At 45.3% G+C, this 12,475-nt stretch carries 10 protein-coding genes and 1 riboswitch; all 10 genes read right to left on the reverse strand.

Annotated features, from left to right (window positions below):
- Positions 1-50: 50 nt before the first annotated feature.
- The 10 genes from KQI39_RS04595 to KQI39_RS04640 all read right to left on the reverse strand — a co-directional run bounded on the left by KQI39_RS04595 (position 51) and on the right by KQI39_RS04640 (position 12,459).
- A complete protein-coding gene (locus KQI39_RS04595; protein WP_148448441.1) occupies positions 51-1,196 on the reverse strand; it encodes an ABC transporter substrate-binding protein in 1,146 nt (381 codons plus the stop codon).
- Entirely contained in the window at positions 1,193-2,194 is a 1,002-nt protein-coding gene (locus KQI39_RS04600) for a hypothetical protein (RefSeq protein WP_216416902.1), read from the reverse strand. The genes KQI39_RS04595 and KQI39_RS04600 overlap by 4 nt, the downstream gene beginning before the upstream one ends.
- A 121-nt stretch (positions 2,195-2,315) precedes the next feature.
- Positions 2,316-3,620 (reverse strand): sirohydrochlorin cobaltochelatase, encoded by a 1,305-nt coding sequence (locus tag KQI39_RS04605; RefSeq protein ID WP_216416904.1) that lies wholly within the window; start codon positions 3,618-3,620, stop codon positions 2,316-2,318.
- Between the two features lie 156 nt (positions 3,621-3,776).
- Positions 3,777-3,951: riboswitch (cobalamin riboswitch) on the reverse strand.
- Between the two features lie 273 nt (positions 3,952-4,224).
- Positions 4,225-5,604 (reverse strand): NAD(P)/FAD-dependent oxidoreductase, encoded by a 1,380-nt coding sequence (locus KQI39_RS04610; protein ID WP_216416905.1) that lies wholly within the window; start codon positions 5,602-5,604, stop codon positions 4,225-4,227.
- A gap of 122 nt (positions 5,605-5,726) precedes the next feature.
- Complete coding sequence (locus tag KQI39_RS04615; RefSeq protein ID WP_216416907.1) at positions 5,727-8,003, reverse strand: DNA internalization-related competence protein ComEC/Rec2; 2,277 nt, start codon at positions 8,001-8,003, stop codon at positions 5,727-5,729.
- Positions 8,004-8,039: 36 nt separating this feature from the next.
- Positions 8,040-8,996 carry a GerMN domain-containing protein gene (locus KQI39_RS04620; protein WP_216416909.1) on the reverse strand — a complete coding sequence of 319 codons (957 nt, stop codon included), beginning with the start codon at positions 8,994-8,996 and terminating at the stop codon, positions 8,040-8,042.
- 10 nt (positions 8,997-9,006) lie between these two features.
- On the reverse strand, positions 9,007-10,437 hold the full coding sequence (locus tag KQI39_RS04625; protein ID WP_174095996.1) for a sensor histidine kinase: 1,431 nt from the start codon (positions 10,435-10,437) through the stop codon (positions 9,007-9,009).
- 3 nt (positions 10,438-10,440) lie between these two features.
- A complete protein-coding gene (locus KQI39_RS04630; protein ID WP_021977508.1) occupies positions 10,441-11,130 on the reverse strand; it encodes a response regulator transcription factor in 690 nt (229 codons plus the stop codon).
- A 10-nt stretch (positions 11,131-11,140) separates the two neighbouring features.
- Entirely contained in the window at positions 11,141-11,917 is a 777-nt protein-coding gene (locus KQI39_RS04635) for a ComEA family DNA-binding protein (protein WP_216416911.1), read from the reverse strand.
- Positions 11,918-12,027: 110 nt separating this feature from the next.
- A complete protein-coding gene (locus KQI39_RS04640; RefSeq protein ID WP_021977510.1) occupies positions 12,028-12,459 on the reverse strand; it encodes a DMT family transporter in 432 nt (143 codons plus the stop codon).
- Positions 12,460-12,475 lie beyond the last annotated feature (16 nt).

The raw sequence follows: 12,475 nt of genomic DNA on the forward strand, positions 1-12,475 counted from the left end.
CTGGTACACTCCTCTTCTGTGGTGTAATTCGTGTAAAGCCGTATTTTCGTTTATTTCAGTTTATGCATATAAGTCAGGTTATCCAGGGAATCATCGTCCGTAGTCAGCATGGTATGGATATCCTCAATCATAGTTCCAAGTCCTGTGGTCTCCTGGAAAAGATTTTTGCCTGTGCACCAGACATTTCCGTTCTTCACTGCCTTGAAATCCGCAAGAAGTTCGCTTTTGGAAAGAAGTTCATCGATGGTCTGAAGTTCTCCGTCAATGGTGCTGTTGTAGATGATATAATCCGCATCTTTTGCCTTGGCATAGAATTCTTCCATCTGCATATTCATGGTGGAAAGGGCATTGTCGCTCTCTCCCGTATCCTCCGGAACGTAATTTCCACCTGCAAGGGAGATCATCTCTGAAACATAGTCGCCGCTTTTTCTTACATTTACCGCGCCTACGGAGTTGATATAAAAGAACGCTACGGTCTTATCTGTTTTATCTGCTGTAAGCACGTTATCCAGTTTGTCTGTCTGCTCTTTGAATACTTTTTCTGCCACATCTTCTTTTCCAAGAAGGACTGCGTAAAGTTTCATCCACTCAGTTCTTCCAAGGGGATGGCTTTCATAGCTGGAACGTTCCACCATTACAGGGATCCCGAACTGTTCCAGTTTCTCCTGGACTTCCGGATTGTGATGGATCATGGTGGATTCAATGGCAAGGTCACAGCCTTCGTTCAAAATCAGCTCATAATCCGGGGCACTGTACTTGCCGGCGTAGATCATCTTTTTCTGCTCCATGGCGTCTTTGGCTTCCTGGATATACCATCCGTCTTCCTTGGTTCCGGAAAGTTTGATGCTGTCGATCCCGTCAATGGCCCGGAAAAGATCCATGGCCGAAGTTGCAACCAGATAAATATTGTTTAACGGCTGTTTTAAAACCGCAATATCAGAGTCCAGTCCCTCCGGCGCTTCTTTTCCCTCGGGAACTACAAGAAACTGCCCTTCCTGATCGATGGTAATCAGCGCATAGCCGTCGTTGTAGTAATCCACATTGAATTCCTTGGCATAGGAAAGTTCCATGCTGTGGTCGAAAGTGAGGCCTGGAATATCCGCAGGCTTATGTTCTGTCTCTGCAGCCTGCACGGCAAACGCGCAGCCCAGAACAAGCGTCAGCGTCAGAAATATGTATGAAATTATTTTTTTCATTTTTCTTCCTTTTTCATGCTTGAAGAATCAAAGTTCAAGGTGTAGTCGATCTCGTGAGGAGTACTCATGGCTACGGTATCTGCAGTCACTTCCATCTCTGTGTCAAAAACAGTCACCGGGATCTCAAATGTGGAGTTTCCGTCTTTGTTCACCGGCTCATATTTTTCGCCGTCCACGATCATGTAATCATAATTCGGGCTGCTCCAGATGATGGTTGCTGTAGCTTCTTTGTCCTTGATCTCTACTTTTGCCGGGGATTCTACCGTTGCTCTTCCTGTACCGCCGGTAAGGGTTACATCGAACTCATAGGTTCCGTCTTCCAGTTTCAGATCTTCCAGTTTTTTGCCCTCGGATTTCTTGTCGTCTTTGGAAGCATCTGATTTTTCTGTGGTCTCTTTGTCGGAAGCCTCGTCTTTTTTGTCCGAATCCTCAGCTGCTTCTTCAGCAGTGTCATCAGTTTTTACAGGATCTTTGACACTTACTTTATGGTCGTACCATTTGCCTTTTTCTCCCAGGAGAGCCACATCGAATTCCTCACCAATGGCCGGTACCGGAATATCAAATCCATAAACTTCCTCTGTATAACCATCGCTGTATTTTACTGTATCTGTGGTAGGCTCAATGATCTCGGCGCCGTCCTTCTGTGCATCTTCGGCAGTTCCTGCAAACAGATTTACGATCTTCTTGGAAACCAGGCTTACATGGATGGTCATCTTGCCATCTTTGACCGTAAGCTTGCCTTTTTTGTCATTGGCCTCATTTACATGGAACATACTGCTGTCTGTGTCAAACTCTGCTGTATAAACACCATCTTCCAGGGTATCTGTCTTGGCTGCGTCTGCCTCTTTCTCATTGGAAGCTTCTGCATCCTCTTTGGAATCGTTTTTGGCAGATTCGGTTTTTGCGGAATCTGTTGTAGCCATTGCAGGCACAGAGCCAAGCACCATAGCTGATGCACTTACCATTGCAAGGATTAAGTTTACATAACGTTTTTTCATAATAATCTTCTCCCTTCCATAGATACAGCAATCTGCCCGGAAGACAGTCTTCCTGATCTTTCCGGGCAGTTACATGGATTTCTTATAGGTATCTGAGATCACTCAGATCGTTTCATATTTATTATTCTGCGGAATCCTCAGCGGAATCAGCCTCTGTATCTGCTGCTGCGTCAGAATCTGCGGACTCATCAGCGCTTCCCAGAGAATCAATAGCTGCTTTTGTATGATCTACATAAAGCTGCTCAACAGCCTCGATACGTCCAAGACCTGCGATCTGTGTATCAACATTCTCGAAGTCTCCGGATGCTACAAACTGGCTCTTCCAGGAATCCTCATCATCACCGGCCATATCGTTGTTTGCATGGTCTCCGGCAACAACCATCAGCGGACGAAGAACAACGTTCTTGTATCCTGCTTCTTTTACCTTCTCGATAACCTTGTCGCAGGCTGTATCTTCCGGCTTACCCTCTACAGTACCGATGAATGCGTTCTTGAATCCAAGGTTTTCCATCTGTGTCTGCATCTGATCGTATGTAATGTTAGCTGTATGGGATGTTCCATGTCCCATGAATACGAATGCTGTACCAGCCTCAGCTGCTGCATCCATGCTGTCAAATCCTGCTTCTTTGCAAGCCTCATCTGTGATTGCCTGAGCAACGGCTTTCTTGTCGTCGTTGATCACTGTTGCATCGTCTCCAACCTCACCAAGCATTGGCTCTGCGATAGCTACAGACTCAAATTTATCTTTATACTCGTTGATGGCTTCTGTCATCTCATCGTACTCAGCGCCATGCATCAGATGTGTAGGCTGTACAACCAGGTTCTTAACACCGTTTGCTACTGCACGGTCAAGTGCCTGCTGCATGTTATCGATCACTTCATCATCTCTTGCCTCTACATGGTTGATGATGATCTGTGCTGTAAATGCTCTTCTTACAGACCAGTCCGGATAAGCTTCTGCAAGAGCATCCTCGATTCCTTTGACATCCTCTGCACGGCTGTCATTGAAGGAAGTACCAAAGCTTACAACAAGAAGTTCATTCTCACCGATCTCATCCTGGTTACGCGGATCGTCCTTGGAAGCATCTCCTGTGTCACGTCCGAAATAATCCGGATCTGCATTCTCACCCTCTACCAGTTCTTTCTGAGCGTCTGTCAGAGCATCCCATGCTTCTTTGGCTGCCTTGCAGTCCTCATCTGTTGTGTCGTTTCTTTCCTGTACATAGATCTTGTCGATCAGAGCTGCTACATTGTCAGCTGCTTTCTGGTCTTCATCAGAAGCCTCTGTGGTATCAGCTGCCTCAGTACTCTCATCTGCGCTCTCTTCTGTAGCGGAATCATCTGCTGCCATTGCTGTTGTAGCTGCACCCATAGAGCATGTCATGGAAACTGCGAGCATCAGAGCTAACATTGTTTTTCTTTTCATTTCTTATCGTCCTCTTTTCATGTATTTCCAGAATACTGATATGTACAAAAAAACGGCTGCTTTCTGCGGCCGCCTGCTCACACACGATTCTCTCGCAATACACATAAAAAGAAGTTCTGTATTGTTATTGAGAATACAGATTCGTAGACCGCGAATCCTGGATCTCACAATAAGGCAGTTCTCCTGACTTGGTTCCACGCTGCTTTCCCTTCCCGGTTTCCCAGTGGTTTCGAAAACAGCTCCCCGTTCACAGTGACGGTATCGTTCCGGATTCTCACCGGATTCTCTTTTGCACATCCGACTGGATGTAACCTTATTGCTATAACATTTGTACATATTCGATTTTACCTGGTTATCTATTTTTTACCACAAAATCACAAAATTGTCAAGATTGCTGTCGGACGATACAGGGTTTTCTCCCTGTATCTGTCAGTTATTTTCAGCATACTTATTTTAATATTCATGCATATTTTTCATGATTTTATATGATTTATGTTTTTTATTTATAGCATAATGATTTCCTACAATAGCATAGAGATTTCCTGCTACATAAAAAGCAGCCCTTCTCCGCCATCACTGTGACAGCAGAAAAGGGCCGATCATATTATTTATTGAAGTACTCCTGCTCCAGGTATCTGGCTACATAGATTCCGCTGGCAGATGCATGGGAAAGAGAATGTGTCACACCGCTGCAGTCTCCGATAACAAAGAGTCCTTTGTGGCAGGTTTCCAGATTCTCATCGATCTCAACTTCCATGTTGTAGAATTTAACCTCCACACCATAAAGCAGAGTATCGTCATCTGCTGTTCCCGGTGCGATCTTATCCAGGGCATAGATCATCTCGATGATACCGTCCAGGATACGCTTCGGCATAACAAGGCTTAAGTCTCCCGGTGTTGCGGAAAGAGTCGGTGTTACGAAGCTCTCCTCAATACGTGCTTTTGTGCTTCGTCTTCCGCGGATCAGATCTCCGAAACGCTGTACCATAACACCACCGCCAAGCATATTGGAAAGTCTTGCGATGCTCTCACCGTATCCGTTGCTGTCATGGAACGGCTCTGAGAAATGTTTGGATACCAGAAGGGCGAAGTTTGTATTGTTGGTGTGTTTTGCAGGATCTTCATAGCTGTGGCCGTTTACTGTGATGATTCCGTTGGTGTTCTCATTAACAACAACACCTCTCGGGTTCATACAGAAAGTACGGACCATATCCTCAAACTTCTCGGTTCTGTAAACGATCTTGCTCTCGTAAAGCTCATCTGTCAGACGGCTGAACACCTCTGCCGGAAGCTCCACACGGACACCGATATCCACACGGTTGGAAAGTGTGGGGATCTTAAGATCTGTACATACAGTCTCCATCCATTTACTTCCGCTTCGTCCCGCGGAGATGATGCAGTAAGTTCCCTCGTAACGCTCATCACCTACAACAACTGCATAGCCGTCTTCTGTTTTCTCCACTTTGTCAACGGACGCGTCAAAATAGAAATCTACATGGGCTTTCATCTTTTCATAGAGATTCTGAAGTACTACATAGTTGATATCCGTTCCCAGGTGGCGGACAGATGCATCCAGAAGATGCAGGCCGTTCTGAAGACAGAGCTTACGGATCTCACTGTTTGTGGTGGAATAAAGCTTGGTTCCCTCTCCACCATGCATCAGATTCAGTTTATCTACATATTCCATCAGTTCTGTGGCTGTATCCTTGCCGATATGCTGATACAGAGTTCCGCCAAACTGATTGGTGATATTATATTTTCCATCGGAGAAAGCGCCTGCACCGCCAAATCCTTTCATGATCGCACATGTTTTGCAGTGGATACAGGATTTTACTTTCTTTCCGTCAATGGGACATTTTCTTTTTTCCAGAGGATGGCCAGCTTCAAAAACCGCGATCTTTTTCTCCGGATCATTATTCATCAGCTCATAGGCCGCAAAAATTCCTCCAGGACCTGCTCCTACGATCAGTACGTCATATTTCATAAATAAAAACTCCTTATCTTGTGTTGCCTGTTTTCAATGTTTCGTTTTCGCACAAACCCTGTCTATTCTACAACAGGTGTTTGCAAAAGTCACCTGTTTTTTCCGGTTTTTGAAAAAATTTTTCAGTCCTTCCGAAACCTGTATATCTTAAGCTTTTTTCCATCGGTTTCCACAGTAATGGCACCGTTTTTCATGGTATATTCCACCTGGCTTCCGGCCGCTTCCAGACGCTCTACGGTTTCCGGCGACGGATGCCCGTAAGTGTTGGTGGAAGAACAGGAAATGATCGCCAGTTCCGGCTTTATTTTTTCAAGAAACGCTTCCGTGGTAGAATAACGGGAACCATGATGTCCCACTTTCAGGCAGTCCACATCGGTAAGATTCCCGGATGCCAGAAGCTTTTTCTCCGTGTCTGCTCCGATATCCCCGGTAAAAAGCATCTGAAATTCTCCAAACGAGAGTTCCATCACCATTGCCTCCTCATTCACATCTTTTCCTGTGGCGTTTTTCTCCGGCCACAAGATGGAAAAAGATACCAGACCACAATGCAGCTCATCTCCCTTTTTTCCTGTCACAACTTTTATTCCGGCTTTTTGTGCCGCATCCGAGAGTTCCTCCCAGGCCTCCGGCTTTTCCGCCCATGAAGGAAGCACCAGATATCCTGCCCGGATGGTTGTGAGGCCATTTCCCATATATTCCAGAAGTTCCTTCGCCCCGCTGATATGATCCTTGTCTGTATGGGAAATAAAAAGCCCGTCCAGATAAGAAATCCCCTGACTTTTCAGAGCCGGCAGAAGGCAGTATCTTCCAAGGTCCGACTGGCTGCTGCTTCCTCCGTCAATAAGAAAATGGTGATTATCCGGAGTCTCCACAAGGATGCCATCTCCCTGCCCCACATCCAGGCAGGTCACCTTCAGTTTTCCCGATGGATGAAATCCCAGTACCAGGATCCCTGCTGTCAGTAAAGCGCCTGCTGCCATACGCAAGGTGCACAGTTTCCAACGAACAGCCTTTTCCTGTTCTCCGGATCTTTCCTTTCTCTGGCTGCTCTCTTTTTCCTTCCGAATCTGTATTTTTACATACTGTCCTATAAACAGGACTGTAATTAAAATTACATAATACACCAGAATCTGCCAGATTTCCGGTTCCCCTCCGATCCAGGTGCTCCACCTTAATTTTCCTGCAAGGCTGCAGAGATATTCATAAAAAAGCAGCAATCCTCTTGCCGGCAAAATTGCCAGTTTTGCAGCAGGAATACAGAAAATCCCAAGCAACAGTGCCGCCATTCCTCCTGTCAACACAAAGCCCACGCTGGGAAGCACCAGAAGATTCAGAAAAAATCCGGCAAGGGATACTTCTCCAAAAAATTTCAACATCACGGGCAGTGTCACCAGCTGAAGGGCCATGGAACTTACCAGTGCCTTCGTCCATTTTTTCTCCGCACCTGCAAGAGCACAGATTTTTTCCGCTGCAACACCGATCCCAAGAACACAGCCAAAGGACAGAAGAAAACCGCTGTCCAGAAGATACGCCGGGGATTCCAGAAGAATCATCATGGCTGTTACCGAAAGCGCAGTCATCATGTCATAAATCCGTCCAGTGATCCTGGCGCCCATGGCAATGAGAAACATGGTCACCGCCCGCATGGTGGAAATACTCCCTCCGGTCATGATCCCGTACTGCAGCATTACCCCCAGCGAAAAAATTCCCGCAGACCAGATTCCAAGACCGATTTTTTTCAGAAGGTTATAAAGCCCCATTCCCAGAATGCTGATGTGAAGCCCGCTGATGGCAAGAATATGTACAATCCCGGCCAGCTGATATCGCATCCGCATTTCCGGATCCAGATCCTGTTTGTCCCCAAGCACCATAGCGCAGAAAAGTGGTGCGTCTTCTCCTGCCGCCGCCGTAAGAATCTGCCTGCATTTTTCTTTCACATGCAAAAGCAGCTGTCTGTATCTGGAATAGGATTCTGTTTTCTTACGGACCACAGCGTTCTTCATAAAATAATAGATATGACGGCATGCATAATAATGCTGACTGTCAAAGCCACCGGGATTTGAGGGTTCCTCCACTCTTTTTAAGGTTCCTTTTACCAGAATTTTCATTCCCGGTTTCAGGTCTTCTTCTTTTTTCAGAAATACTCTTACATTTTCAATGGAAAATTTTTTTGACTGATAAATCAGATATGTTTTTTTCAGATAAACAGACTGGGAGAATTCTGTATTTTCATACTGCTCCACCTCCCCGCAGATCACAGAGCCAGGATGTGCTTCGATCCAGTCCTGTACGGTTACAGGAAGGGGATTCCCCCCAAGAAGAGGAATCCCCGCAAAATTCATAATACCTAAACCAAGCACCATGAGAAAACACAGAAAACATAATGGCCGTTTTGTCATACATGTTCTCCCGTTTATATAGATATTCTGTTAAGATCAGTTCTGTTCTTTTTTTGCTTTTGCGCTGGCCAGCAGGCTGTCATTCCATTCATAGAACTTATAAAGCTGCATATTCTGGCCAAATGTCACTTCTTTGTTTCCCTCAATGGAAATCTCCACTTTATCCACATCCGTTGCCGCAATCAGTGTATTTACAACAGAATAAATCGGAATCTGTTCGGAAACATTTAACGCATAGTCCTGAAATACAGAATTGTAATCTACATAGCAGATTCCGTTGGCTTTTGTGAGAGAAAGTACCTCAGAATTCTCCGGAATGGTGGGATAATGATCTTTTTCCAGAGGTCCCCTTGCCAGCTGTTCCAGTACTACGGTTGCCTTTGGAAGATTCCGCCTGTAACGGACACTTCTCTGTTCTTCTACCAGCTTGTCACCGTTCTTATTTGTAAAATACAGGGTAAAAGTGTCATAGCTGTAGACGTCCCCGTCAGATCCGGAAAACTCCACAAAAGTATCACTGTTCATGGCTCCGACTTCTTCTCCTTTGGAATTCGTGAGAGGCTTTTTTCCCACATAGATTTCCACAGAATCAATTCCCGGAATCTGGATGAAAATCTTCACCACACCGGTACGGACCAGAAGTTCCCTTGTGCGGGACATCTTACTGTAGGCATCGTTAAATTCCAGTCGCAGAATCCCATCCTTAATAGAATAGGAAGAAATTTTTACCCCTTCCGGAAACAGTGAAATTCCGTTTTCCCTTGTTTCACGGTTGTTCAGGCTCTCCGAAAAATCCCTGAGCATTACTTCCGCAGTTTCTTTTTCCGGTGTATATTTTTCTTCTTTCAGTTTTGTTTCTTCACTGTTGATATAGTAAAAGCTGTACTGCTGTTCTGCATTTTTCTCTTTTCTTCCCGCAAAACCGATATAGGCAATCAGCCCAAGAAAGATACAGGCAGCAGTCACGCAGATAATCTTTATCGTTTTTTTCATGCTGTACCTCCTAGGACGGAATATAGGACAGAGGAATCTTCACGGTAAATGTGGTTCCCTCTCCTTCTTTGCTGGATACTTTGATAATTCCGTGATGCATGGCTATGGAACTTCTGGTAATGGCAAGTCCGAGACCGGTTCCTCCAATTTCCCTGGAATGAGATTTGTCCACACGGTAAAAACGCTCAAAAATCCTTTCTATGGATTCTTCAGGAATTCCAAGGCCGGAATCTTCAACAGTTACAAAGAAATCTTTATGATCCGCATCCAGTGTTACACGGACCCATCCTTCATCTACATTATATTTAATTCCATTCTCTACCAGATTGCTGATGGCAAGCGTAAACTTCACTTCGTCCACATCTGCATTGACTGGACGGAAAGAATCCAGGATCAGGGAAATACTTCTCTGATCTGCAATCGGCCGCAGACGTTTCAGGATATTTTCCAGCAATTCATTGATATTCATATTGGTAATATTCATATCTGCTGCCTTTTTGTCCATTTTCACAAGGGAGAGCAGATCTGTGATAATCTTGTTCTCTCTGTCAATCTCTTCTGTAATATCCGAAAGGAATTCCTGATACAGTTCCTCCGGAACCCCCTGCTGTCCTACAAGAGAGTCTGCCAGAACTTTCATGGAAGTCATCGGTGTTTTCAGCTCATGAGACACATTGGATACAAATTCCTGTCTGGATTCATCCAGGGTTTTCATTCTGGAAAGCATCTTATTAAATGCATCCGTAATCAGCGCTGTCTCTGTATAATCCGGAACGGAGATTTCTTCATTCTGATATCCGTCTGTCAGATCTTCGATGGCTTTTGTTACTCTGGCAAAAGGTTTCACCAGAACTGTGGAAAGGATATATCCCAGGAATATGGCCAGAACCACAATAATTCCAATGATCAGAATTCCCTTCTGTTCCAGTTCCCGAATGGTTGACGTTACTTCACTGGAAGAAGCCATGATCATCATGGCGCCCTGTACCTGAGTCACTTCCGGACTTTTTACCGGAACAGCCAGGATCAGTTTCTGACTGTCGGAATCATATCGGTAGGCATCTTCCCCTTTAAAACAGTTTACTACTTTCTGGGATACCAGGGTTTTTCCCTCGTCCACGCCATAGGTATCCTTAATAATCCTGAAATCCCTGTCTACAATGAGAATTCTTCCCCCATAGATATTAGACAACAACTCCAGCTTGCTGTTTACTGCCTGCGAGCTGGAGTCATTCAGATAATTCTCTTTGATAAGCAGGTCGCACATGATGTCACAGATATTTTCCATGCTCTGCACACGGTTGGCAATGGCACGGTCTTCATAGTTGGCAATGACCATTTCCGTTACAATGACACTTGGTACGATTCCCAGTATGATCAGGATGATCAGAATACGAAAGCGGAGACTTTTAAAAAACTTGCCGCTTTTTTTGATCTTCATGGTTTATGCCTGGAAATAGTAGCCCACACCCCATTTGGTGTGTACGTATTTCGGCTCACTGGGATTGGCCTCAATCTTTTCTCTTAAACGACGGATATGTACATCTACTGTACGGACATCTCCCGGATATTCATATCCCCATACGATGTTCAGAAGATTTTCTCTGCTGTATACCTTGTTCGGATTGAATACCAGAAGTTCCAGTACATCAAACTCCTTGGCTGTAAGATTGATTTCCTTTCCGGAAATAAATACACGGCGTCCTTCGCAGTCCAGCTTCAGTTCTCCGACTTCTACGGTCTTGGCTTTCTCCTGTTTGTTCTGGTTGCTGCCTGCACGGCGGATGATCGCCTTGATACGGGCCTTGACTTCCAGAATATTAAACGGTTTGGTCACGTAATCGTCTGCTCCGTATTCCAGGCCCAGAATCTTATCCATATCCTCACCTTTTGCTGTAAGCATGATAATCGGGACATTGGAAAATTCACGGATCTGCTGGCATACCTCAAGACCATCCATCTTCGGAAGCATCAGGTCCAGAAGAATTATATCATACTCTCCTGCCTTGGCTTTTTCCAGAGCTTCCTCTCCGTCATAGGCACAGTCCACTTCCATTCCATCCTGCTCCAGACTGAAACGAAGTCCCTTGACAATCAGTTTCTCATCATCTACTACCAATACTTTCCTGCTCATTTAACGCTCCTTACTTTATTGCTATTTTATCCTTTATCTTCTCATAGGTTCCTTCCTTGATACCAGGCACGTTCATAATGTCTTCTATGGAAGTAAAAGGGCCGTTCTCTTCCCTGTAAGCGATGATCGCCAGGGCTTTGGACTCCCCTACACCTGTGAGAGTGGTAAGCTGGGATACATCAGCGGTGTTCAGATTGATTTTCTGGTCTGTACCGGTATTTTCTCCGGCAGATCCCTCTTCGTTGTTATTCCCGGGGGCAGTTTCTGATGTGGCTTCCTGTCCATCCTCAGTAACTTGAATCATCTGGCTGTCCACTTCCGCCTGGGTAGGCACATAGATCTGCTGTCCGTCAGAAAGTCCCTTCGCACGGTTGAGATAACTTGCCGCAGCTTCCGGAAGATATCCACCGGCTTTCTCAATAGCCTGAAAAACACGGCTGCCGTATGGAAGTTCATAGACTCCGGGGCTGGTTACTGCTCCGCAGATGTCTACGTAGATCGTTTCTGGAATCTCTGAGATCTCCGGCTGCTGTTTCGCAGCTGCCGTTTCCTGTACTGTATCCACTTGCTTCTCCTCAGACTTCTTCTCAGATACTCCACTTTCCGCGTCCGTAGGATCTTCTTGTTCCAAATCCACTCCGGATGTTTCTGTACTTTCTTCCTGCACCAGTTCTTTTTCCAGAAATTCTGTTCCATCATCCTTACAACCTGTCAGTCCTGCAAAGATCAGAAACATAAATATGGAAAAAATAAGCTGAACACTTCTGATATGTGATTTTATTTTCATGGGTCAGGGGTTCACTCCTTTTTGCCGATGTGATGGCAGGTGCCCCGTTACTCATACAAAACCATACCTTATTTTAACGAAGTATTACAAATATTACAATACTTTTATTTCTATTTCCATTTGAAAATGACCACGCCTGCAATGCAGATCAGCATTCCAAACAGCTTTCTCCACTGAAAATCCGCTCTTTCCACTCCAAAAAGTCCCATCAGTTCTATGAGATAAGCCACTGCAAGCTGGGAGATCACAATGAGCATAACTGACCGCGCTGGCCCCAAACTGCCCATACTCTGGATCACGGTAATGGTAATGAACGCACCGATCACGCCTCCAAGCAGCGTATATTTATTCTCCACCTGCCACAGTGCACCGATACTTTCCCTACCTGTAAAAAGCCATGCAGCCACACAGACCAGAAATGCGGAAAACTGCACCCATCCGGTGGAAACCCACAGACTTGTCTGTTTTGTTACATTTGTGTTAAATACTCCCTGAATGCTCATCAGTGCGCCCGAGATCAGCGCCGACAGAAATCCCCACATAAAAATCCCTCCATAT

The organism is Blautia sp. MSJ-36 (assembly GCF_018917985.1).
GTDB lineage: Bacteria > Bacillota > Clostridia > Lachnospirales > Lachnospiraceae > Blautia_A.